The sequence below is a fragment of the Citreicella sp. C3M06 genome (assembly GCF_018860705.1).
Classification (GTDB): domain Bacteria; phylum Pseudomonadota; class Alphaproteobacteria; order Rhodobacterales; family Rhodobacteraceae; genus Salipiger.
Genome location: NZ_JAHKQA010000091.1, coordinates 77005 through 98420, shown reverse-complemented (window position 1 = coordinate 98420; position 21416 = coordinate 77005). Strand labels below are relative to the sequence as shown.

Genomic DNA, 21416 nt, shown 5'->3' with positions numbered 1-21416 from the left:
CATGTACCGGACCATCCTTCTTGCGGTCGATATCAACGACCTCGCCTTCTCGGACCATCTGGCAGAGGCAGCGATCGGCCTTGCCCATGCGGATGGGGCCGAGATCCACGTGTTGAATGTCATTCCCGGTTCGGGAATGGCGATGGTGGGGGCCTATCTCGGCGCCGATCAGGAAAAGCGCATCCGCGCCGAGGCAAAGGCCAGGCTAGCAGACTGGGCCGAACGGGTACTGCCCGAAGAGCTTTTCGCCGGGCTGCACATCGCCCAGGGCACGATTTACCACGAGATCATCGCGTTGGCCGACAAGCTGGGAGTCGCCGCGATCATAGTCGGCGCGCACCGGCCCGAGCTGAAGGATTACCTCGTTGGGCCCAACGCCGCCCGCGTCGTGCGCCATGCAAAGCAAAGCGTGCTGGTGGTGCGATGACGACGAAGACGATGACGCCGGTCGATGCGCGCGAAGACGATCTTCCCGGCATTCTCGAAATCTACAACGACGCGGTGCGCAACACGCTGGCAATCTGGAACGAGTCCGAGGTCAACCTGCAAAACCGCCAAGACTGGTGGACCGGGCGCGTGGCGCAAGGCTATCCGGTGCTGGTGCTGCGCGATGACAGCGGCGTGCTGGGCTATGCCAGCTTCGGCGACTGGCGCGCCTTCGAAGGCTTCCGGCACACGGTGGAACATTCGATCTATATCCGCAGCGACGCGCGCGGACGCGGTCTTGCAGGGCCTTTGCTGGCGGCGCTGATCGAGCGCGCTCGCCAGATTGGCAAGCACGTCATTGTTGCGGGAGTCGAAAGCGGCAACGCCGCCTCGATCCGCCTGCATGAGCGCGCAGGGTTCCGGATCACCGGGCAGATGCCTCAAGTCGGCTGTAAATTCGGACGCTGGCTCGACCTGACCTTCCTGCAACTGACGCTGGATGAACGGCCAACCCCGGATCCCGCACCATGATTCTGACGCTCGCCCTGCTGGCCATCGCAGGCAGTGCGCTGGTGCTGCAAAACGCCATCATGCTCGAAGCGCGCACGTTGTCGGGTTCGGTCTGGGTGGCGCTATGGCTCAATTCTGCGGTGGGGCTGGTGCTGCTGACCATCACGGCGCTTGCCGCCGATGGGCCGCAAGCCTTTGCCCGACTTGCGACAGGCCGCTGGTGGTTGCTCCTGCTGCCCGGACTGCTTGGAACGCTGTTTGTCTACGCCAGCCTCACGGGCTATGCCCGCGTCGGCGCGGTACTGACGATCTCGACCCTGGTCGCAGCCCAAATTGCGGCGGGCGTGGGGTTTGATGCACTGCGCGGCCTGCCGGTCAGTGGTGGTCAGATGGCCGGGCTTGTTCTACTTCTTGCCGGGGTGGCTCTCGTCATCGCCGCAAAACCCTGAACGCAGCGCCCAGCCGCCCTGTTCGGCCTGCCTCCGGCGGGAGTTTATCTGGCAAGATGAAGGATGAGCGCCGCGCCCCGACTTCATCTTGCCGGTTAAACTCCGGGGGGAGCGCCCAGCGCGGGGGGCTGGCCCCCCTCTGCCCTCACCGCCTATGCAGCGGCGGCGTATTGTCCGATGCGCTCGACCATCGCCCGCAACCCGTTCGAGCGTTGCGCCGACAGGTGCTCGTTCAATCCGAGCCGTCCCAGCTCTGTACGGGCGTCGATGGCTGCGACCTCGGCCACCGGCAACCCGTCGTAAAGCTTGTGCAGCACCGCGATCAGGCCGCGCACGATCATCGCGTCGCTGTCGCCCTGAAAGCTGAAGAAACCGCCTTCGATCTGCGGGTGCAACCACACTTGGCTGGCGCAGCCCTCGACTTTTGTCGCCGGAACCTTCAGCGCGTCGGGCAGAGGTGTCATCGTCTTGCCCAATTCGATCACCATGCGGTAGCGGTCTTCCCAATCGTCGAGAAACTCGAAATCCTCAACCAGTGTCTCGAAACTGTCCTGCGCCATCGTCGTCTCCTTGCCCGTCGTGCCCAGACCTAGGCCCGCCAGAGAAGAAGGTCCAGCCGCCCGGCAGGCTTTTCATCGCCGAGCGAATGCGCTACGCCAGCAAGAAAGACAGGCAGGGGCGGGTTTACCCATGAAGACAACTCTTTCGGTGCTGATTGTCGCAAGCTTGGCACTGTCCGGCTGCGCCACCATGCGCGATTCGCGGGTCAACCCGATGAACTGGTTCGGCGGCAGCGCCCCCGCACCGATCGCCAATCCGGCAGCGACCGGGGCGAACAACCCTCTGATTCCCGCGGAGCGCGCCTCGGTGTTTCGCCGCGACGAGAACGAGCCGGACTATGACGGTCGGCCGGTCCAGACCATCGACGAGCTGCTGGTCGAACGCCGCCCCGGCGGGGCAATCATCCGCGTGACTGGCATCGCCGAGCGTGCCGGGCCGTTCGATGTGCGTATCGTCGAAGACATCGCTCAGACCGGCGATGGCACGCTGGCCTATACGCTCAAGGCACTGCAATCGGCCGGGCCACGCGGCACCGGTGAACACGCCCGCAAGGTCACTGCAGCGATCTGGCTGACCGACCAAGAGCTTTCGGGCGTCTCTACGATCCGCGTTGCGGGCGCATCGAACGTATTGGTCACCCGGCGCTGACGCGCCGGGTGCCGGATCACAGCTCGATCACCTCGACGTCGCGGCCCTTGACGGCCAGCGCGAGCTTGCCCTCGCACAGGCGCAGCGCGTCGGCGCCGAACACCTCTTGCCGCCACCCGCTCAGCGCCTTGACGTCGCGCAGCCCTGCCGCCAGCGCGTCAAGATCCGCTGCGGGCGCGATCAGTCGGGCCGCGACGCCCGAGCTTTCCGTACGCGCCTTGAGCAGCACCCGCAGAAGGTCCGCCAGCGCCGGGTTGACCTGCAACTGATCGCGGCTGGTGTCGGGCTTGGGCAGCTCATCCTTGGGCAATTCCTGCGCCGCTTTCACTGCGGCAAGGATCCCTTCGGCGATCGGGCCCTTGCGCGCCTCGCGCAGCAACAGGCGCGAGCGGCCCAGATCGTCGAGCGTCATCGGTTTGGTCGAGGCCAGCTCGCTTAGCGCGTCATCCTTGAACACCCGCGTGCGCGGGATATTCTTTGACTGGGCATAGGTTTCGCGGAATGCCGCAAGCGCCTGAACAATGGCAAGGAATCGCGGGCTGGTCGAACGGGTCTTGACCCGCTCCCAAGCGTTTTCGGGCCGGGTGATATAGGTTTCCGGATCGGTCAGAACGGCGATTTCCTCGGCGACCCAGCGGGCGCGCCCGCTGCGCTCAAGTTCAGCGGCAAGGTGTTCGTAGATGTCACGCAGGTGGGTGACATCAGCCAGCGCGTATTTCTTTTGCGCATCGGTCAGCGGGCGGCGCGACCAGTCGGTAAAGCGCGAGCTTTTATCAAGGCTCGCCTTCGAAATCCGCTTCACCAGCGTCTCGTAGCCCACCTGTTCACCAAAACCACAGACCATGGCCGCGACCTGTGTGTCGAACAGCGGCTCGGGGATAACGCCGTGGTCGACGTAGAAGATTTCGAGATCCTGCCGCGCGGCGTGGAACACCTTGACCACGTTGGTGTTGCGGAACAGCGCGATCAGCGGATCGAGCGACAGCCCATCGACCAGCGGATCAAGCAGCACGGCGTTGCTGTCGCCGACGCCGGGGAAAGCCAGCTGAACGAGGCAGAGCTTTGAATAATAGGTGCGCTCACGCAGGAATTCGGTGTCGACGGTGACATAGGGTGCCCCTGCCGCCTCGTCGCAGAAGGCCGCAAGCTCTTCGGTGGTTGTGAGTGTTCTCATCGGGGCTCCGGCCGCTCTTGTGGTTGTTGTAAGGTTGCCCACCTTTATGTGTCATCCTAAAGCAAAGATTCGACGATGTGTAGAGCAGGCGACAACGCCAATGCGCGGTATCATCGAGTCACGCGATGGGTGTCAGGGAGCCAGCCAGGTCCACAAGCCGCCGCGGCGGCGGCCCGGGGTCAGCCCTGAAGCCGCAAGGTCTCGCGGTTGCCGCTGGCAAAGCGGCGCAGCACCTCGGGGTAAAGGCGGTGTTCCTGCACCAGTACCCGTGCGGCCAGCGCATCGGGCGTGTCGCCCGGCAGCACCGGCACCGTGGCCTGACCGAGAATCGGACCATCATCCAGCTCTGGCGTCACCTCGTGCACGGTGCAACCGTGCAGATCATCGCCCGCCTCAAGCGCGCGGGCATGGGTGTGCAGCCCGCGATATTTCGGCAAGAGCGAGGGGTGGATGTTCAGCATACGCCCCTGCCAGCGCGACACGAAGCTGGCGGTCAGAACCCGCATGAACCCGGCAAGGCACAGGATGTCGGGCGCCGCCGCGTCGAGTTCGGCCAGTAGCGCCGCCTGAAACGCCTCGCGATCGCCCTTGAAAGGGCGGTGATCGACCACCGCCGTGGCGATGCCGCGCGCCGCGGCCTTTTGCAGCCCGCCGGCATCGGCGCTGTTGGCCAGCACCAGCACCGGGCGCGCCGGGTGATCGCCGGTCATGCTGTCAACCAGCGAGACCATGTTCGACCCGCCGCCGGAGATGAAGATGGCGACCCGCTTCAAAGCAGGCTGCCCTCATACGCCATGCCGGGGGTGTCGGTGACGGTGCCCAGAACGTAGACCGTTTCGCCCTCGGCGCGCAGCAGCTCTGCCAACGCCTCGGCGCGCTCGGCCGAAACCGAAAGAATCATGCCGACACCGCAGTTGAAGGTCTTGAGCATCTCGGCCTCGCTCATGCCGCCGACCTGCGCCATCCACGCAAACACGCCGGGCAGTTGCCACGCATCGAGGTCGATGGTCGCGCCGCAGCCCTCGGGAAGCACGCGCGGCAGGTTCTCGGTCAGCCCGCCGCCGGTGATATGCGCCAGCGCGTGCACGCCCCCTGCCCGCACCGCCGCCAGCGCCTGCGTGACGTAAAGACGCGTTGGGGTCAGCAGCACCTCGCCCAGCGATCCGTCTGCCCAAGGGCAATCGGCATCCCAGCCAAGACCGGAGACCTCGACCAGCTTGCGCACAAGGCTGTAGCCATTGGAATGCACACCATCAGAGGCAAGGCCCAGCAGCACATCGCCCGCAACGACGCCGGCGGGCAGCTCGGTGCCGCGCTCCATCGCGCCGACGGCAAAGCCCGCAAGGTCGAAATCGCCCGCCGGGTACATGCCGGGCATCTCGGCGGTCTCGCCGCCGATCAGCGCGCAGCCAGAGCGCACGCAGCCCTCGGCAATGCCCTCGATGACGCGCGCGGCGCTGTCGGTGTCGAGCTTGCCAGTGGCGAAGTAATCAAGAAAGAACAGCGGCTCGGCGCCCTGACACACCAGATCGTTGACGCACATGGCGACAAGGTCGATGCCGACGCCGTCGACATGGCCGGTGTCGATGGCGATGCGCAGCTTGGTGCCGACCCCGTCGGTCGCTGCCACCAGCACCGGGTCGCTGTAACCCGCTGCCTTTAGATCGAACAGCGCGCCAAAGCCGCCAAGGCCGGAAACGGTGCCCGCCCGGTTGGTCCGCTTTGCCGCCGGCTTGATCCGGTCAACGAGCGCATTGCCCGCGTCGATGTCCACGCCTGCATCCGCGTAGGTGATGCCGTTCTTGCCGTCGCTCATGCTGCCCTCCGGGTCACTTGCGCGCGGCTTTAGCGCATGGGCGCCGTGAAGGAAAGCGCCAAGGCGGCCTTGCCACGCAGCGGTTTGAAACTGCCGACACCGGGAAGCGCCCTGCGGCAGCCGCGCCTTGATTGCGAAAATCGGGGGCAGAATCTGCATTTGCCCCTTTGAAAGCGCTCAAAGGTTGCCTATATTCAAATCGTTCCCTCGGGAACTATGGGCATAAACGCGCATGTAATAAGCGGATCGGACCCGGGGGCGGTACCCGGCGGCTCCACCAATCACCCTTTCTTTGGAGGGTCATGGGGCCGAAATAGGATCGACGAACGTGTAAAGATGTAGCTTTGCTTCGGTGAGATACCACCGTTATCGGTTCATAACGCATAGTTGCAAATGACAATCATGCTCCGGTGGCCCTCGCCGCGTAAGCGGTTCGGGTTATCGAAACCTTAAGTCCTTGCGCTTAGCGGCGTAAGGCGGGGTCCGCAGGTACCTGGCAACAGAAACCTGCACCTTCCCCCTTATGACAGTTTTTCAAACAAGGTCGACGCGACGCTGGCTTGCGCTGTTGCGATGCTGCGGGCAATCGTCACCGGATCGTCATCCCTTTGCGCCAAGACGCTTGTCATGCCCGATCTTCTGACCCTCTGCCGCGCCTTTGCCATCATCGGCCTGCTCAGCTTTGGCGGGCCTGCCGCGCAGATCGCCCTCATGCACCGGGTGCTGGTGGAGGAACGCGGCTGGCTGACCGAGAAACAGTTCCTGTCGGCGCTGAGCTTCTGCATGGTGCTGCCCGGCCCCGAGGCGATGCAACTCGCCACATGGGCGGGGTGGAAGCTGCGCGGCACCTTGGGCGGCCTGATCGCAGGAGGGCTTTTCGTGCTGCCCGGCGCGATTCTGATCGCGGCGCTGGCGGCGGCCTATGGGCTATGGGGCAGCGCACCGCAGACCGAATCCATCCTGCTTGGCATCAAGGCCACCGTCATCGTCATCGTCGTGCAGGCGATGACCCGCCTTGTGCGCAAGGCGCTGAACGGCCCGGTCGAGGTAGCCATTGCCGGGGGCGCTCTGATCGCGCTGTACCTGTTCGCCGCGCCCTTCCCGCTGGTCATCGCCTGCGCCGCGCTGATCGGCTGGCTGCGCGGCAGCGGCGCGCCCGCAGCCCCCGTGTCCGCCCCGTTCGCCGGGCCAACGCTGCCGCGCATCGCGCTTTGGGGGGCGCTCTGGCTGGCGCCGCTGCCGCTGTTGGCGCTTGCCGGGCAGGATCTGCTGTTCGAGCTTTCGGCGTTCTTCGCCAGGCTTGCGGTGCTGTCCTTTGGCGGCGCCTATGCGGTGCTGGCATGGATGGCGCAGGAAATGGTGCAGAGCCGCGGCTGGCTGGCCCCCGAACAGATGGTCGATGGGCTGGGGCTGGCCGAAACCACCCCCGGCCCGCTGATTCTGGTGACGCAATTCGCCGGGCAGCTTGCGGGGTTCACGGCAGGCGGCTGGGGCATGGCCGCCGCCGCCTCGGTGCTGACGCTGTGGATGACCTTCGTGCCCTGCTTTCTGTGGATCTTTGCCTTTGCGCCGCATCTCGACCGTCTGCTGGCGCAGCCAAAGCTGCAATCGGCGCTCAGCGCCATCACCGCCGCGGTGCTGGGCGTCATCGCCAACCTGTCGCTGTGGTTCGCGCTGCACGTGATCTTTGCGCAGACTCAAAGCGCCGCCGCGCCCTTTGCCGCGCTGCTGCCAGTGCCGGGCAGCCTGCGCCCCGAGGCGCTTGGGCTCATCGCGCTGGCGGCCCTTGTGTTACTGGTGCTGCGCCGCTCGGTGCCGCTGACGCTTGCCCTCTGCGCCGGCGCGGGTTGGCTGCTGGGGTGATCGCCGCCAAAAGGCGGCCATGGTTTTTTTCGCCGACATGGCCTTTCACTCGCCGCCAAATCGAATAAGGTACCCCGAAAGACCACAAGGATTAGTGCCATGGCTACGGGCATCGACTACGGAAATCTCATGCATCGCGCGATGCGCGGGCTGATCCACAATGTCCTGACCGACGTTGCGGCGCACGGCCTGCCGGGCGAGCACCATTTTTTCATCACCTTCGACACCCAGCACCCGGATGTCGAAATCGCCGACTGGCTGTCCGATCGCTATCCCGGCGAAATGACCGTGGTGATGCAGCATCGCTATGACGCGCTCGACGTCACGACCGAAGGCTTTTCGGTCACGCTCAGCTTTGGCGACACGCCAGAGCGGCTGTACATCCCCTATGATTCGATCAAGACCTTCGTCGATCCGTCGGTTGAATTCGGCCTGCGCTTCGAAACCCACGAGGATGACGACGAGGACGAGGATGACGACCCGCTGCCCCCCGAAGATGGGCCGGATGGCGGCAAGCCCGAACGCCACGACGCCGAGGTTGTGCGGCTCGACAGTTTCCGCAAGACCTGAGCGGTACGCCTTGCGGGGCGATGTTAACGGTATCCATTGGTATACAGCCTTGCCTTTCCGTTTCTGAACGGTAAGAGATTGCCCAGCAGCGATCTCAGGAGGCACCAAGTGACCCAGACCCGCACCGAAACCGACAGCTTCGGCCCGCTCGAGGTTCCCGCAGACAAGTATTGGGGCGCGCAAACGCAGCGCTCGATCATGAACTTTCCCATCGGCTGGGAAAAGCAGCCGGTGCCGATCATCCGCGCGCTTGGCGTGGTGAAAAAAGCCTGCGCCATGGCCAACAAGGCCAACGGGTCGTTGGACGCCGATCTTGCCGACACCATCATCGCCGCCGCAAGCGAGGTGATCGAGGGCAAGTTCGACGACAACTTCCCGCTGGTGGTCTGGCAGACCGGGTCAGGCACCCAGTCGAACATGAACGCCAACGAGGTGATCTCCAACCGTGCCATCGAAATGCTTGGCGGCGTCATGGGGTCCAAGACCCCCGTTCACCCCAACGATCACTGCAACATGGGCCAGTCGTCCAACGACACCTTCCCCACCGCGATGCATGTCGGTATCGCAATGCAGGCGCGGGACGTGCTGCTGCCGGGTCTGGAAAAGCTGGCCGCCGCGCTTGAAGCCAAAAGCGCCGAGTTCAAGGACATCATCAAGATCGGCCGCACCCACACGCAGGATGCCACCCCGCTGACGCTGGGACAGGAATTCTCGGGCTATGCGCATCAGGTCCGCAAGGGCATCGAGCGGGTCAAGGCCTGCCTGCCCGACATCTACGAGCTGGCGCAGGGCGGCACCGCTGTCGGCACCGGGCTGAACACCAAGAAGGGCTGGGGCGAAGCCGTCGCCGCCAACATGGCCGAGATCACCGGCCTGCCCTTTGTCACCGCGCCCAACAAGTTCGAAGCGCTCGCCGCGCATGACGCCATGGTGATGTTTTCGGGCGCGCTGAAAACCGTTGCCGCCTCGCTGTTCAAGATCGCCAACGACATCCGTCTGCTGGGCTCTGGCCCGCGCTCGGGTCTGGGCGAGCTGATCCTGCCGGAAAACGAGCCGGGCAGCTCGATCATGCCGGGCAAGGTGAACCCGACGCAGGCCGAGGCGCTGACCATGGTCTGCGCCCATGTCATGGGCAACGACGCCGCCATCGGCTTTGCCGGCTCGCAGGGGCATTTCGAGCTCAACGTCTACAACCCGATGATGAGCTACAACGTGCTGCAATCCATGCAGCTGCTGGGCGATTCGGCTTCGGCCTTCACCGACAACATGGTTGTCGGCATTCAGGCAAACGAGGCGCGCATCGAGAAGCTGATGAAGGAATCGCTGATGCTGGTGACGGCGCTGGCGCCGACCATCGGTTACGATGCCGCCACCAAGGTTGCCAAGACCGCCCACAAGAACGGCACCACCCTGCGCGAAGAAGCCATCGCGCTTGGCTATGTCGATGAAGAAACCTTCGACCGTGTGGTGCGCCCCGAAGACATGATCGGCCCCAAGGACTGATCTGGCTGCGGCGCGGGGGTGCTCCTCGCGCCGCGCTGTTGCGAACGTGATCGCAGCTTTGGCCTCGTGCAGGCTAGTTTGCGAACATGGATCGCCGAATATTTCTGACCGCCCTCGCCGCCCCGTTTCTTGCCCCGCGCGCCCTTGCCGCGCAGGAGGCCACGCTGAGCCGCGCGCTGGACAGCGAAGACCAGCTGCACTCGATACAGGTGATGCGCGGCAATGATCTGTTGCTGGCCGAGGCCCCGCGCGGGCAAGGGCTGGACGCGCTCGCCAACATCAAATCCTGCTCCAAGAGCATCGTCGCCCTGCTGCTGGGTCAGGCGCTGGCACGCGGCGACGTGCCCGCGCTCAGCGCCACGCTGGCGGAGGTCGCCCCGAGCCTCATTCCCGCAGCGGCCAAGCCCGAGGTGCCCGGCATCACGCTCAAGGATCTGGTGACGCTCCGCACCGGGCTCGAGCGCACGTCGGGCGCGGAATATGGCGGCTGGGTCGCTTCGGGCAACTGGGTGGCCGATGCGCTCTCGCGCCCGATGGTGGCACGCCCCGGCGGGCGGATGCTGTACAGCACCGGCTCGACCCATGTATTGGGCGCGGCGCTGAGCGTGGCGAGCGGCGACAGCCTGCTGCGCCTTGCGCGCGATGGGCTGGGGGCGCCGCTGGGCATCGAAATCCCCGCATGGACCCGCGATCCGCAGGGATACTACCTTGGCGGCAACGAAATGGCGCTGACCCCGCGCGCCATGTTGCGCATCGCGCAGATGATGCGTGACGGCGGCGTCTGGGGCGGGCGGCAGGTGGTGTCACCCGACTGGGTTGCGGCCTCTATGACGGCGCGCACCCAGTCGCCCTATTCCGGGATGCACTACGGCTATGGCTGGTTCCTGACCGCGTCGGGCTACGCCCTTGCGCGCGGTTATGGCGGGCAGATCATCGCCTTTCACCAAGGCAAGCGGCTTGCGGTTGCGATCACCTCGGACCCGACGCGCCCGGCCCGGTCCGAAGGCTATTTCGGCACGCTCAAGGCGTTGCTCGAGGGGCCAATTCTCGCACTTGCATGAGAAGCTCCACGTCAGGCCTTTTGCGAGTCAGTCCCCCGCGCTATGATCGCGCCATGACCACGCCCGTGAATCTGAACCGCTATCGCAAGGACAAGGCCCGCGCCGAAAAGCGCGCACAGGCCTCATCGAACGCGGCAAAATTCGGGCGGACGCGCGCCGAGAAAGCCCTTGATACGGCGCGCAGCGACAAGGCCGGGCGCAACCTTGACGGGCACCAAATCGACCCCGCCGAGGACACGCCCGAAACATGAGCGCCCGCCCGGTCAAGCATTCGCTAAGCCTGCGCGGACACCGCACATCGGTCTCACTGGAAGAAGAATTCTGGGACGAATTCCGCGCCATCGCCAGATTCGAAGGCAAGGCGATCAACGCCCTCGCCGCCGAGATCGACGAGGCGCGTGGCCCCGATGTCGGGCTAGCCTCGGCGATTCGGGTCTATGTGCTGACCTGCGTCAAGGCACGCGCGGGCGACTAGGCGCCGCCCGTCCGGGCTCAGGCCCGAAGCCTTACGCCCCTGCCAGTGCCTTTTCGCGGGCCATGCGCAGCTGGGCGAAATCATCGCCAGCATGATAGCTCGACCGGGTCAGCGGGGTGGCCGACACCATCAGGAAGCCCTTGCCATAGGCGGCCTTCTCGTAGGTGGCGAATTCCTCGGGGGTGACGAAGCGATCAACCACGTGATGCTTGGGCGTCGGCTGCAGATACTGACCGATGGTCAGGAAATCCACGTCGGCAGCGCGCATGTCATCCATCACCTGACGCACCGACTGTGCATCCTCGCCAAGGCCGACCATGATGCCCGACTTGGTAAAGATCGACGGATCAAGCTCCTTGACCCGCTGCAACAGGCGCAGGCTGTGGAAATATCGCGCACCGGGGCGCACCGTGGGATAGAGCCCCGGCACGGTTTCCAGATTGTGGTTGAACACATCGGGCTTGGCCGCGACCACGGCTTCCAGCACGGCGGGGCTGCATTTGAGGAAATCCGGCGTCAGAATTTCGATGGTGGTGCCGGGGGAGCGGTGACGGATGGCGCGGATGGTCTGGGCAAAATGCGCCGCGCCGCCGTCTTCCAGATCGTCGCGATCGACCGAGGTGATCACCACGTGGTTCAGCCCAAGCTTTTGCACCGCATCGGCCACGCGCCCCGGTTCGAACACGTCGAGCGCTTCGGGGCGGCCGGTGGCGATGTTGCAGAACGAACAGCCACGGGTGCAGATGTCGCCCATGATCATCATGGTGGCGTGGCCCTGATTCCAGCATTCACCGGCATTGGGACAGCCCGCCTCTTCGCACACAGTCACAAGCTTGTGCTCGCGCATGATGCGATGGGTTTCCTGATAGCCCTTGCCGACCGGCGCCTTGACGCGGATCCAGTCCGGCTTCTTGGGCTGGGGGTTGTCCTTGCGGTGCGCCTTTTCCGGGTGACGCTGGGTCGGGATCTTCAGGTCGCGCAACGTTTTGTCCTCACGAGAGGTGATGGTTTAATGGCGAACCTATACCAATCGCACCGATGTTTCCAGAGCGCTGGTGCGTCTGTGATCACAGGCAATGTTCACGATTTTCGCGCTGGACGACGGCCGCGCCCTTGGCTAGATGATGGACAACGTGCGGGCGTGGCGGAACGGTAGACGCGCCGGATTCAAAATCCGGTTTCCGAAAGGAAGTGTGGGTTCGAAACCCACCGCCCGCACCAGACCTTCCGGGCCGGGGCCGCCCGGTCGGCAGCCCCCCTTTCATCGTCTCGATCAGATCACCCGAACCTGTGTGCCGATCGGGCAGACCGCAAACAGTTCGGCGATCTTTTCATTGTAAAGCCCGATGCACCCGTCCGAAGAGCGCCGCCCGATCTTGCGCGTATCATGCGTGCCATGGATGATATAGGCGGGCCAGCTCAGGTACATCGCGTGGGTTCCGAGCGGATTGTCCGGCCCCGGCGGCACCGGCTTCCAGTCGGGAAAGCGCTGCATCTGCGAGGCGGTCGGGGTCCAGCTTGGGCCGACCTTCTTGCGCACGATGCTGGTATAGCCGCGCTTTGTCAGCTCGTCGGTCAGCGGCACCGAGGTCGGAAAGACCCGGTAATCGCTGCCATCCGCCGACCAGAAATGCAGCGCGCGCGACGTGGTGTCGGCAACGATGCTGCCCTTGCCCAGCGTGTCGAAATGATCGCGCCAGTCCTGCATGGCAAAGCTCGAGATGTTGCGACGCGCATTGGCGGCGGCATCGGCGCGGGCCACGGCCGGAAGCAGCAGGCTTGCGGCGCCCATGGCAAGGGCGGCTCTGCGGGTGGGATGGGTGCTCATGATGACTCCTGTCTCGGGAATCGGGGCCGTTGTGTGGCCCCGTGTTTCTCCGAAACATCAGCCGAGCCTTAACCCAACCTTAAGCCTCAGCCGCCGCGCACGCTGGCGACCGCCTCGCGCAGCGCCGCCTTGTCCAGCGCACCGTCGAAGATCACCGTCTCGACGGTAAAGCCCGGCGTGCCGCGAAACCCAAGGCCCGCCGCCTGAAAGCTGTTGCGCTCTAGCAGTGCATCCCATGTCGCGCTGCGCTTGCGATAGGCGCGCAGCGCGTCTTTGGGCGGCAAGATGCGGCCCACCGCGCGGTCGACGGCGCCATCGCTCAGCCGCCCGACGGTGTGCATCAGCGATTCCATCACCGGCAGATAGGCGCCAAGGTCATGCGCCCCCAACGCCATCTGCGCCGCCCGCTGCGAGGTGGCGCCAAAGATCGGCCAATCCTTCATCACCAACCGGATGCCACCATCGTCCGCCACAAAGGACATCAGATCCGGGTGCATCTGCTTGCAGAACGGGCATTGATAGTCGAACCATTCGACGATGGTCACGTCCCCCGACGGGTTGCCCAGCACCGGGGCGTCGGGGTCGCGCAGCACGGCATCCTCGGTCAGCCCCTGCGCAAGCGCAGGCGCGCCGCCAGACAGCCCCGCCGCGCCCGCGATCACCAGCAGCTTGCGCCGTGTCAGGCTCATCCGGTGCTGCCCTCAGGGCTGGCCTCGGCGCTGGTGTCGGCACTGATCTCGGGGATCAGTGCGCCGGTCAGGTTGTCCGGAGAGGTCCAGCGATTGGCCTGATCCTTGGTCAGCACGACCACTTTGGTGCCATTGGGCACCTGATCGGCAAGATACATCACATCCTGATTGAACATGCGGATGCAGCCCGACGACGTCGCATGCCCCACCGTCCATGGCGACGGCGTGCCGTGGATGCGATAGAGCGTATCGCGCCCGCCCTTGAACAGATACAGCGCCCGTGCCCCAAGCGGGTTTTCCAGACCGCCTTCCAGCCCGGCCCGCACCGGACCATAGGTTTCCGGGTCGCGCTTGATCATGTTCTGCGTCGGCGTCCAGTACGGCCAGTCGCGCTGAAAGGGAATCCGCGCCTCGCCCGAAAACCCGTATCCGGCAGCGCCAACGGCAACCACATAACGCATCGCCGTATTGTCGCCCTGAAGATGATAGAGAAACTTCGCCCCCGGATCGACCACGATGGTCCCTGCCTTGTACGGCGCATAATACGCCACAATCTGGCGCGCCTTTTCCTCGGACAGGTATTTATCCTCGATGGCCGGAACCTCGATGCCGTTATCGACGGTGGCGGCGTACATGGCGCGGGTCTCATCGCTCAGGCCCTGAGGCAGCAATGGAACGCCTGCACTCGGCGTGAAGGCACAGGCCGAAACCAGCCCGGAGGCAAGCAGGAGGAAAGGCAGGGCCAGGCGGGATTTCAGGCTTGGAATCATCGGGTCTCTTTCTAGGGCCGTGCGGCGGCAGAGCTGGCAGTCAGCTCCTCGTCATTCGGCGTGTTCGCGATCACTTAAGACAAGCTTAAACTTGTCCGCAATGCGCCGAGGTCAAGCTCGGGCTTTTCGGAAGGCGCGCACTGCCTTATATGCGCGCCATGCAGAATCCCCCAGACCTGCGCCCGGATCTCGCGCGCGCCCGTATCACCGAGACGAAACGCGACGGCCAGCCGACCATCGGCATGGTCTCGCTGGGCTGTCCCAAGGCGCTGGTCGACAGCGAACGCATCCTGACGCGGCTGCGCGCCGAGGGCTATGGCATCTCGGCCGATTACGCCGGGGCCGATGCGGTGATCGTCAACACCTGCGGCTTTCTCGATTCCGCCAAGGCGGAATCGCTGGAGGCCATCGGCGAGGCGCTGGCGGAAAACGGCCGGGTCATCGTGACCGGCTGCCTTGGGGCCGAGCCCGACTATATCACCGGCGCGCATCCCAAGGTGCTGGCGGTGACCGGGCCGCACCAGTATGAACAGGTGCTCGACGCGGTGCACGGCGCGGTGCCGCCCAGCCCGCACCCCTTTGTCGATCTGCTGCCCGCGTCGGGGGTTTCCCTGACACCGCGGCACTATAGTTATCTCAAGATATCAGAAGGTTGCAACCACGCCTGCAAGTTCTGCATTATCCCCGACATGCGCGGAAAGCTGGCCTCGCGCCCGCATAGGGCGGTGATGCGCGAAGCGGAAAAGCTGGTCGAAGCGGGCGTGAAGGAACTGCTGGTCATCAGTCAGGACACCAGCGCCTATGGCACCGACTGGAAGGACCGCGAACATAAGGCCCCGATCCTGCCGCTGGCGCGCGATCTGGGCAGCCTTGGTGCCTGGGTGCGGCTGCATTACGTCTACCCCTACCCGCATGTGCGCGAGCTGATCCCGCTGATGGCGGAATCCGCAGGTCTGGGCGGCGGCGTGCTGCCCTATCTCGACATTCCGTTCCAGCACGCCCATCCAGATGTGCTCAGACGCATGGCCCGCCCTGCCGCCGCGTCGAAAACCCTCGACGAGATCGCCGCCTGGCGCCGCGATTGCCCCGACATCGTGCTGCGCTCGACCTTTATCGTTGGCTATCCCGGTGAGACCGAATCGGAATTCCAGACCCTGCTGGACTGGATGGACGAGGCGCAGCTCGATCGCGTTGGCTGTTTTCAGTATGAAAACGTCGACGGCGCGCGCTCCAACGCCCTGCCCGATCATGTTCCCCAAGAGCTCAAGCAAGAGCGTTGGGACCGCTTCATGGAAAAGGCTCAGGCAATCTCCGAGGCCAAGCTGGCGGCCAAGGTCGGCACAAGGATGGAGGTGATCGTGGATCTTGTCGAAGACGACGCCGCCACCTGCCGCACCAAGGCCGACGCCCCCGAGATCGACGGCAATCTGTTCATCGACGAGAATTTCGATTCGCTTAAACCGGGCGATATCGTCAGCGTCGAGGTGGATGAGGCAGGCGAATACGACCTGTGGGGCCGACTCGTCTGAGCCGACCAAGACGGTGGCTCTGCATTAAAACGCTTTACTGAACACGCTATACGGGAATGTGGTATACTCACATACCCATATACGAATATTTGCGTGATCTATGCGTGAATCCGTGAATTCTGGACGGAACAGCCTTCTTAATCGCAATAAACCTATGTTATAAATTCCTAGGAATTGCTTAGCAGATGATAGCCCCAAACGGGAATACGTCTGAGAGTGTGACTTTTTTACCGGGCTCTCCCCCGGGCAAGGTGTATGCCGACCCCGGGATTGTTGTTTGTGTTTATTTGAGCCCAGGAATGCTCCCGTTTTGCGGGAGCATTCTTTTTTGTAGCATCGCTTGCAAGGCGCTCACCGCTGCGGCAATCAGCCCGTCATGGCAAAGCTCTACTTCAACTACTCGACCATGAACGCCGGCAAATCGACGCTGCTGCTGCAGGCGGCGCATAACTACGGCGAAGGCGGCATGGAGGTCTTCTTGCTGACCGCCCGGCTTGATACCCGCGCCGGCGAAGGACGCATCGGCTCGCGCATCGGCCTTGGCCGCCCTGCCGAGACCTTTGCCCCCCAAGATGACCTCTTTGCGCGGATCGACACCGAAACGCATGCGCGCCCGCTGGCCTGCATCTTTGTCGATGAGGCGCAGTTCCTGACCGAAGCGCAGGTCTGGCAGCTGGCGCGGGTGGCGGATGATCTGCGCATCCCGGTGATGGCCTACGGCCTTCGGGTGGATTTTCGCGGCAAGCTGTTTCCCGGCTCGGCGGTGCTGCTGGCGCTGGCCGACACGCTGCGCGAGGTACGCACGATCTGCCATTGCGGGCGCAAGGCGACCATGGTCATCCGCCAGAACGCCGACGGGCAGACGCTGCACGACGGCGCGCAGGTTCAGATCGGCGGCAACGAGACCTATGTCTCGCTGTGCCGCAGGCATTGGCGCGAGGCGATGGACCAAGGCTGACGCGACAATCGCCGCCGTGTCGTAACGAAACAATGGCGTAACCCGCGCGCATGCGCTTTGATCGCCCCTATGATCCAGCGCCTGTTCCTGACCCTCGCCCTGAGCCTTGCCCTTCTTGCCTCTCCCGCGCTTGCGCAGGACCGTGGCCGCGTCGAGCAGGCCTTTCAGCGCTGGCTGGAGCAGACGGTCTGGCCGATGGCCCGGCGCGACGGCGTCTCGCGCCGGGTTTTCGACGCGGCGTTCAGCGGCGTGACGCTGAACTGGGATCTGCCCGATCTCGTGCCGCCCGGCAGCAAGCAAAGCGTGCCGCGCCGCCAGCGGCAGGCGGAATTCGGCGCGCCGTCGAACTATTTCAACCGCAACAGCATCGATGGCGCCACGTCAGTGGGTCGGCAGATGGCGCGCAGACATCACGCAGTGCTGGCAGCGACAGAACGGGCCACCGGCGTGCCCGGGCGCATTCTGCTGGCGATCTGGGGGCGCGAAAGCGGCTATGGGCAGGTGCCGATCCGCCATGACGCCTTTCAGGTGCTGGGCACCAAGGGCTTCATGTCGACCCGCGCCGCCTATTTCACCGACGAGCTGATTGCCGCGCTGGTCATCGCCGATCAGGGCCATGTCGCGCCCCGCGCCATGAAAAGCAGCTGGGCCGGCGCGCTGGGGCAGCCACAGTTCATGCCCTCGAACTTCTTGCGCTATGCCGCCGACGGCAATGGCGACGGGCGGCAAGACATCTGGGGCTCCGAGGCCGACACCATCGCCTCGATCGGCAATTACCTTGCACGGCACGGTTGGCAGACGGGCCACGACTGGGGGTTCGAGGTCATCGTGCCGCCGCAGGTGTCATGCACGCTGGAAGGCCGGGATCAGGGCCGCACCGTGGCCGACTGGACGGCGATGGGCATTCAACGCGTCGGGGCCAAGCCGTTTCCGGCATCCGAGCTGCGCGGCACTGGCTTTCTGCTGATGCCCGCCGGGCGCAATGGTCCGGCCTTTCTGGTCACACCGAATTTCTACGTACTGAAAGACTACAACATGAGCGATCTTTACGCCCTGTTCGTCGGTCATATCGGGGATCGCATTCAATACGGCATGGGCGATTTCATCGGGCGCTGGGGGGATGTCGGGAAAATGTATCGCTCGGACATCGCGGCCATGCAGCGCGGTCTCGAGGCGATGGGCCATGACGTTGGCGGCGCCGATGGCTTGCCCGGGTTCAAGACCCGCCGGTCGATCGGGCGCTGGCAGGAAAAGACCGGCCAGCGCGCCACCTGTTTTCCCGAACCCGGCATGAAAGCCGCGCTCGGGCGCTAGTCATTCGGTCGTTTCGACCACCAGCAGCTCGCGCTCGGACGCGCCGCGCGCATGGCTCAGCGCTTCTTGGTATTCGGGCGAATGATAGCAGGCCTCGGCAGCCTCAAGCGTGTCGAATTTCGCGACCACGTTGCGCGGGCGCTCCTTGCCCTCAAGCTGCACATAGCGCGCGGCGCGGGCGATGAAGCTGCCGCCATGCTTGGCGATGGCCGGCCCGGCAAGCGCGGCATATTTGGCATAGGCCTCTTCGTCAGTGACGGTGACATGGGCAATCCACAAAGCGGGCATCGGTCAGACTCCTTCGACGATGACAAGATCGCGCTTCGACGAGCGCGTCGCGATGGGCAGGATGCGCTGATATTCGGCGCTGTCATACCAGGTGCGCGCGGCCGTGAGCGAGGGGAATTCCAGCAACACATGGCGCGAGGGCGCCTCGCCCTCGACCACGGTCTGCGGCCCGCCCTTGACCAGAAAGCGCCCGCCGAATTTCTCGGCAAGCGCCATGGTCTGGCGCGCATAGGTTGCGTAATCCTCGGGATCGGTAACGTCGATGCGGGCGATGACGTAGGTGCTCACGAGGCGATCACCGCTTCGGCGGCCCGGATCGCCTCATCCGCCTTGTCGGCGTCTTTCGCCCCGCCCTGCGCCATGTCGGGACGCCCACCGCCACCCTTGCCGCCGAGCGCCTCGACCGCCGCCTTGACCAGAGTCACCGCCGACAGCTTGTCCGTCAGATCAGATGTCACGCCCGCCGCAACGGCGACCTTGCCGCCGGTATCCGCGATCAGCAGCACTGCGCCAGATCCAAGCCGCGCCTTGTGCTCATCCATCAGCGGCGGCAGATCCTTGCCCTGCACCCCCGACAGCACCTGCGCGACGAATTTGACGCCGCCGATGTCGCGGGTTTCCGGCCCCTCACCCGGCCCGCCGGCCATGGCGAGATCGCGGCGCAGCTGCGCCACCTCGTTGTCGAGCTTGCGCTTGTCATCCAGAAGCGCGGCGACGCGGGCCACCGCACCCTGACCTTGCGCCTTGAGCAGGCCTTCGATCTCCGACAGCGCGTGATCGCGGCTGCGCAACTCGGCCATGGCGGCCTCGCCGGTCAGCGCCTCGATCCGGCGCACGCCCGCGGCAGAGGCCGATTCCGAGGTCAGCGCAAAGGTGCCGATATCGCCGGTCTGGCGCACATGCGTGCCACCGCACAGTTCCAGCGAATAGGTCTTGCCATCGGCGCCCTTGCCCGAACCGGACAGCTCGCCCATCGACACGACCCGCACCTCGTCGCCGTATTTCTCACCGAACAGCGCCTGCGCACCAATGGCGCGGGCGTCATCCGGGGTCATGATCCGGGTGCTGACCGGGGTGTTCTGCCGGATGAAGGCGTTCACCTCGGCTTCGACCTGCGCGATCTCTTCAGGGCTCAGCGCCTTGCTGTGCGAAAAGTCGAACCGCAGACGATCGGGCGCGTTGAGCGAGCCGCGCTGCGCAACGTGATCGCCAAGCGCGCGGCGCAGCGCCTCGTGCAGCAGGTGGGTCGCTGAATGGTTGGCGCGGATCATGCTGCGGCGGTTGTGATCGACCTCGAGCGCGACCGCCTCGTTCAGGGCAAAGCGGCCCTGCTTGATGGTGACCGCATGGGCAATCACCTTGCCGCCGCCCATCTTCTGTGTGCCGGTCACCTCGGCCAGATCATTTTCATCCTCAAGCCGGCGCAGCCAGCCGGTGTCGCCGACTTGACCGCCGCTTTCGCCATAAAACGGCGTCTGGTTCATCACAATCCAGCCGCTTTCGCCCGCTTCCAGCGCCTCGACCGGCTTGCCGTCCCGGATCAGCGCCAGCATCTGGCCTTCGGCGGTTTCGGTGTCATAGCCAAGGAAATCGGTGGCGCCATGCTGGTCGGCGATCTCGAACCAGATCGCAAGATCGGCGGATTCGCCCGTGCCGGACCACGCGGCGCGGGCCTTGGCCTTTTGCTCGGCCATGGCGGCATCGAACCCGTCGGTGTCAACGCTGCGCGCGCGCTCGCGCAGCGCGTCCTGCGTCAGGTCGAGCGGAAAGCCATAGGTGTCATACAGCTTGAACGCCGTCTCGCCGGGCAGCGCAGCGGCATCGGGCAGTTGCGCCAGCTCTTCGTCCAGCAGCTTGAGGCCGCGATCAAGTGTCTGCTTGAACCGGGTTTCCTCGAGCTTCAGGGTCTCTTCGATCAGCGACTGGGCGCGGTGCAATTCGGGATAGGCCGCGCCCATCTGGCGCACCAGCGCCGGAACCAGCCGGTGCATCACCGGATCCTTGGAGCCCAGCATATGCGCATGGCGCATGGCGCGGCGCATGATCCGGCGCAGCACGTAGCCGCGCCCGTCATTGCTGGGCATCACGCCATCGGCAATCAGGAACGAGGTCGAACGCAGGTGGTCGGCGATCACCCGGTGATGGGTCTTGCCCGGCCCGTCGGGGTCGGTCGAGGTGACATCCGCCGACGCCTCGATCAGGCTGCGGATGAGGTCTGTCCCGTAATTGTCGTTGGTGCCCTGCAGCAGCGCCGCAACCCGTTCAATGCCCATGCCGGTGTCGATCGACTGCATGTCGAGCGCCCGCATCGAGCCGTCTTCGAACTGTTCGTTCTGCATGAAGACAAGGTTCCAGATCTCGACGAAGCGGTCACCGTCTTCCTCGGGCGATCCCGGAGGCCCGCCCCAGTACTTGTCGCCGTGATCGAAGAAAATCTCGGTGCACGGCCCGCAAGGCCCGGTCGGCCCCATCATCCAGAAATTGTCGTTGGTGGCGATGCGGATGATCCGGTCTTCGGGCACGCCGACGCTTTTCCAGATCTGCGCGGCCTCGTCATCGGTATGATAGACCGTCACCAGCAGACGCCCCGCGTCGATGCCCAGCTCTTTGGTCACCATCTCCCACGCAAAGGGGATGGCCTCGGATTTGAAGTAATCTCCGAACGAGAAATTGCCCATCATCTCGAAGAACGTGTGGTGCCGCGCGGTATAGCCCACATTGTCGAGATCGTTGTGCTTGCCCCCGGCCCGCACGCATTTCTGCGCGGTGGTGGCGCGCTTGTAATCGCGCGTCTCGACGCCGGTGAACAGGTTCTTGAACTGAACCATGCCCGAATTGGCAAACATCAGCGTGGGATCGTTGCGCGGCACAAGCGGGCTCGAGGGAACCACACGGTGGCCCTGCTTTTCGAAATAGCCGAGGAAAGCGGCGCGAATGTCGTTCAGGCTCGTCATGATCGTCCTTGGCAAGCTGGCTTTTGAGGT

The 21416-nt window shown here is 64.6% G+C and carries 24 protein-coding genes, 1 tRNA gene and 1 other RNA gene; 15 read left to right on the top strand and 11 right to left on the bottom strand.

The annotated features are described in order from the left end of the window. The first annotated feature begins 1 nt into the window (after position 1). The 3 genes from KO516_RS21345 to KO516_RS21335 are packed head-to-tail and all read left to right on the top strand — an operon-like array spanning position 2 to position 1385. Positions 2-427 carry a universal stress protein gene (locus tag KO516_RS21345; RefSeq protein ID WP_216005806.1) on the top strand — a complete coding sequence of 142 codons (426 nt, stop codon included), beginning with the start codon at positions 2-4 and terminating at the stop codon, positions 425-427. After that, positions 424-957 carry a GNAT family N-acetyltransferase gene (locus KO516_RS21340; RefSeq protein WP_305833683.1) on the top strand — a complete coding sequence of 178 codons (534 nt, stop codon included), beginning with the start codon at positions 424-426 and terminating at the stop codon, positions 955-957. Before KO516_RS21345 ends, KO516_RS21340 begins: the two co-directional genes overlap by 4 nt. Further along, positions 954-1385, top strand: coding sequence for a DMT family transporter (locus KO516_RS21335; protein WP_216005805.1), 432 nt, complete (start codon positions 954-956; stop codon positions 1383-1385). The genes KO516_RS21340 and KO516_RS21335 overlap by 4 nt, the downstream gene beginning before the upstream one ends. A 152-nt stretch (positions 1386-1537) precedes the next feature. Here KO516_RS21335 and KO516_RS21330 read toward each other — a convergent pair whose 3' ends face one another. Beyond that, positions 1538-1945, bottom strand: a complete 408-nt coding sequence (locus KO516_RS21330; protein ID WP_216005804.1) for a SufE family protein — start codon at positions 1943-1945, stop codon at positions 1538-1540. A 130-nt stretch (positions 1946-2075) separates the two neighbouring features. On the opposite strand from KO516_RS21330, the gene KO516_RS21325 reads away from it, so the two are divergent. Further along, on the top strand, positions 2076-2594 hold the full coding sequence (locus KO516_RS21325) for a hypothetical protein (RefSeq protein WP_216005803.1): 519 nt from the start codon (positions 2076-2078) through the stop codon (positions 2592-2594). A gap of 16 nt (positions 2595-2610) precedes the next feature. On the opposite strand, the gene rnd is transcribed toward KO516_RS21325, so the two are convergent. The 3 genes from rnd to purM all read right to left on the bottom strand — a co-directional run bounded on the left by rnd (position 2611) and on the right by purM (position 5584). Then, positions 2611-3768, bottom strand: a complete 1158-nt coding sequence (gene rnd, locus KO516_RS21320) for a ribonuclease D (protein ID WP_216005802.1) — start codon at positions 3766-3768, stop codon at positions 2611-2613. A gap of 179 nt (positions 3769-3947) precedes the next feature. Further along, entirely contained in the window at positions 3948-4541 is a 594-nt protein-coding gene (gene purN, locus KO516_RS21315) for a phosphoribosylglycinamide formyltransferase (protein ID WP_216005801.1), read from the bottom strand. Then, entirely contained in the window at positions 4538-5584 is a 1047-nt protein-coding gene (purM, locus tag KO516_RS21310) for a phosphoribosylformylglycinamidine cyclo-ligase (protein ID WP_216005800.1), read from the bottom strand. The genes purN and purM overlap by 4 nt, the downstream gene beginning before the upstream one ends. Before the next feature lie 162 nt (positions 5585-5746). On the opposite strand from purM, the gene ssrA reads away from it, so the two are divergent. From ssrA to KO516_RS21275, 7 genes are all read left to right on the top strand, one after another. Further along, positions 5747-6098: a transfer-messenger RNA gene (gene ssrA / locus KO516_RS21305) on the top strand. A 113-nt stretch (positions 6099-6211) separates the two neighbouring features. Beyond that, positions 6212-7447 (top strand): chromate efflux transporter, encoded by a 1236-nt coding sequence (chrA, locus tag KO516_RS21300; RefSeq protein ID WP_216005799.1) that lies wholly within the window; start codon positions 6212-6214, stop codon positions 7445-7447. Positions 7448-7546: 99 nt separating this feature from the next. Further along, positions 7547-8017, top strand: a complete 471-nt coding sequence (locus KO516_RS21295; protein ID WP_216005798.1) for an SspB family protein — start codon at positions 7547-7549, stop codon at positions 8015-8017. Positions 8018-8125: 108 nt separating this feature from the next. Next, positions 8126-9520, top strand: a complete 1395-nt coding sequence (gene fumC / locus KO516_RS21290; RefSeq protein ID WP_216005797.1) for a class II fumarate hydratase — start codon at positions 8126-8128, stop codon at positions 9518-9520. A gap of 86 nt (positions 9521-9606) precedes the next feature. Beyond that, entirely contained in the window at positions 9607-10581 is a 975-nt protein-coding gene (locus tag KO516_RS21285; protein ID WP_216005796.1) for a serine hydrolase, read from the top strand. A 53-nt stretch (positions 10582-10634) separates the two neighbouring features. Then, on the top strand, positions 10635-10832 hold the full coding sequence (locus KO516_RS21280; RefSeq protein ID WP_216005795.1) for a DUF4169 family protein: 198 nt from the start codon (positions 10635-10637) through the stop codon (positions 10830-10832). Continuing rightward, positions 10829-11056 carry a ribbon-helix-helix domain-containing protein gene (locus KO516_RS21275; protein WP_216005794.1) on the top strand — a complete coding sequence of 76 codons (228 nt, stop codon included), beginning with the start codon at positions 10829-10831 and terminating at the stop codon, positions 11054-11056. Before KO516_RS21280 ends, KO516_RS21275 begins: the two co-directional genes overlap by 4 nt. A gap of 31 nt (positions 11057-11087) precedes the next feature. Here the strand turns inward: KO516_RS21275 and lipA are convergent, their stop codons facing one another. Beyond that, on the bottom strand, positions 11088-12038 hold the full coding sequence (gene lipA, locus KO516_RS21270; protein WP_216005793.1) for a lipoyl synthase: 951 nt from the start codon (positions 12036-12038) through the stop codon (positions 11088-11090). A 153-nt stretch (positions 12039-12191) separates the two neighbouring features. On the opposite strand from lipA, the gene KO516_RS21265 reads away from it, so the two are divergent. Continuing rightward, positions 12192-12277: transfer RNA gene (locus KO516_RS21265), tRNA-Leu, on the top strand. 52 nt (positions 12278-12329) lie between these two features. On the opposite strand, the gene KO516_RS21260 is transcribed toward KO516_RS21265, so the two are convergent. From KO516_RS21260 to KO516_RS21250, 3 genes are all read right to left on the bottom strand, one after another. Next, complete coding sequence (locus KO516_RS21260; RefSeq protein WP_216005792.1) at positions 12330-12884, bottom strand: L,D-transpeptidase; 555 nt, start codon at positions 12882-12884, stop codon at positions 12330-12332. Between the two features lie 86 nt (positions 12885-12970). Continuing rightward, a complete protein-coding gene (locus KO516_RS21255; protein ID WP_216005791.1) occupies positions 12971-13573 on the bottom strand; it encodes a DsbA family protein in 603 nt (200 codons plus the stop codon). Beyond that, entirely contained in the window at positions 13570-14343 is a 774-nt protein-coding gene (locus KO516_RS21250; RefSeq protein ID WP_216005790.1) for a L,D-transpeptidase, read from the bottom strand. The genes KO516_RS21255 and KO516_RS21250 overlap by 4 nt, the downstream gene beginning before the upstream one ends. A gap of 149 nt (positions 14344-14492) precedes the next feature. Here KO516_RS21250 and rimO point away from each other — a divergent pair, with 149 nt between their 5' ends. From rimO to KO516_RS21235, 3 genes are all read left to right on the top strand, one after another. Next, entirely contained in the window at positions 14493-15872 is a 1380-nt protein-coding gene (gene rimO, locus KO516_RS21245; RefSeq protein WP_216005789.1) for a 30S ribosomal protein S12 methylthiotransferase RimO, read from the top strand. 376 nt (positions 15873-16248) lie between these two features. Beyond that, on the top strand, positions 16249-16830 hold the full coding sequence (locus KO516_RS21240) for a thymidine kinase (protein WP_216005788.1): 582 nt from the start codon (positions 16249-16251) through the stop codon (positions 16828-16830). 69 nt (positions 16831-16899) lie between these two features. Continuing rightward, the gene (locus KO516_RS21235) at positions 16900-18144 is read left to right on the top strand and encodes a lytic murein transglycosylase (protein ID WP_216005787.1); all 1245 of its coding nucleotides are present in this window, start codon (positions 16900-16902) and stop codon (positions 18142-18144) included. Here KO516_RS21235 and KO516_RS21230 read toward each other — a convergent pair whose 3' ends face one another. Genes KO516_RS21230 through alaS form a run of 3 tightly spaced genes read right to left on the bottom strand, consistent with a single transcriptional unit; the run spans position 18145 to position 21386 of the window. After that, the gene (locus KO516_RS21230) at positions 18145-18432 is read right to left on the bottom strand and encodes a DUF1330 domain-containing protein (protein WP_216005786.1); all 288 of its coding nucleotides are present in this window, start codon (positions 18430-18432) and stop codon (positions 18145-18147) included. A 3-nt stretch (positions 18433-18435) separates the two neighbouring features. Further along, positions 18436-18720, bottom strand: coding sequence for a DUF1330 domain-containing protein (locus KO516_RS21225; protein WP_216005785.1), 285 nt, complete (start codon positions 18718-18720; stop codon positions 18436-18438). Then, positions 18717-21386 (bottom strand): alanine--tRNA ligase, encoded by a 2670-nt coding sequence (alaS, locus tag KO516_RS21220; RefSeq protein ID WP_216005784.1) that lies wholly within the window; start codon positions 21384-21386, stop codon positions 18717-18719. The genes KO516_RS21225 and alaS overlap by 4 nt, the downstream gene beginning before the upstream one ends. Positions 21387-21416 lie beyond the last annotated feature (30 nt).

Excerpts from the sequence above, each read along its gene's own strand:
- rimO (WP_216005789.1), top strand. The coding sequence starts at position 14,493 with ATGCGCGCCATGCAGAATCCCCCAGACCTGCGCCCGGATCTCGCGCGC.
- KO516_RS21325 (WP_216005803.1), top strand. The coding sequence starts at position 2,076 with ATGAAGACAACTCTTTCGGTGCTGATTGTCGCAAGCTTGGCACTGTCC.
- KO516_RS21235 (WP_216005787.1), top strand. The coding sequence starts at position 16,900 with ATGATCCAGCGCCTGTTCCTGACCCTCGCCCTGAGCCTTGCCCTTCTT.
- KO516_RS21295 (WP_216005798.1), top strand. The coding sequence starts at position 7,547 with ATGGCTACGGGCATCGACTACGGAAATCTCATGCATCGCGCGATGCGC.
- KO516_RS21240 (WP_216005788.1), top strand. The coding sequence starts at position 16,249 with ATGGCAAAGCTCTACTTCAACTACTCGACCATGAACGCCGGCAAATCG.
- chrA (WP_216005799.1), top strand. The coding sequence starts at position 6,212 with ATGCCCGATCTTCTGACCCTCTGCCGCGCCTTTGCCATCATCGGCCTG.
- rnd (WP_216005802.1), bottom strand. The coding sequence starts at position 3,768 with ATGAGAACACTCACAACCACCGAAGAGCTTGCGGCCTTCTGCGACGAG.
- KO516_RS21285 (WP_216005796.1), top strand. The coding sequence starts at position 9,607 with ATGGATCGCCGAATATTTCTGACCGCCCTCGCCGCCCCGTTTCTTGCC.
- purM (WP_216005800.1), bottom strand. The coding sequence starts at position 5,584 with ATGAGCGACGGCAAGAACGGCATCACCTACGCGGATGCAGGCGTGGAC.
- KO516_RS21345 (WP_216005806.1), top strand. The coding sequence starts at position 2 with ATGTACCGGACCATCCTTCTTGCGGTCGATATCAACGACCTCGCCTTC.
- KO516_RS21340 (WP_305833683.1), top strand. The coding sequence starts at position 424 with ATGACGACGAAGACGATGACGCCGGTCGATGCGCGCGAAGACGATCTT.
- KO516_RS21250 (WP_216005790.1), bottom strand. The coding sequence starts at position 14,343 with ATGATTCCAAGCCTGAAATCCCGCCTGGCCCTGCCTTTCCTCCTGCTT.
- KO516_RS21255 (WP_216005791.1), bottom strand. The coding sequence starts at position 13,573 with ATGAGCCTGACACGGCGCAAGCTGCTGGTGATCGCGGGCGCGGCGGGG.
- KO516_RS21275 (WP_216005794.1), top strand. The coding sequence starts at position 10,829 with ATGAGCGCCCGCCCGGTCAAGCATTCGCTAAGCCTGCGCGGACACCGC.
- KO516_RS21280 (WP_216005795.1), top strand. The coding sequence starts at position 10,635 with ATGACCACGCCCGTGAATCTGAACCGCTATCGCAAGGACAAGGCCCGC.
- KO516_RS21330 (WP_216005804.1), bottom strand. The coding sequence starts at position 1,945 with ATGGCGCAGGACAGTTTCGAGACACTGGTTGAGGATTTCGAGTTTCTC.
- KO516_RS21335 (WP_216005805.1), top strand. The coding sequence starts at position 954 with ATGATTCTGACGCTCGCCCTGCTGGCCATCGCAGGCAGTGCGCTGGTG.
- KO516_RS21230 (WP_216005786.1), bottom strand. The coding sequence starts at position 18,432 with ATGCCCGCTTTGTGGATTGCCCATGTCACCGTCACTGACGAAGAGGCC.
- KO516_RS21260 (WP_216005792.1), bottom strand. The coding sequence starts at position 12,884 with ATGAGCACCCATCCCACCCGCAGAGCCGCCCTTGCCATGGGCGCCGCA.
- alaS (WP_216005784.1), bottom strand. The coding sequence starts at position 21,386 with ATGACGAGCCTGAACGACATTCGCGCCGCTTTCCTCGGCTATTTCGAA.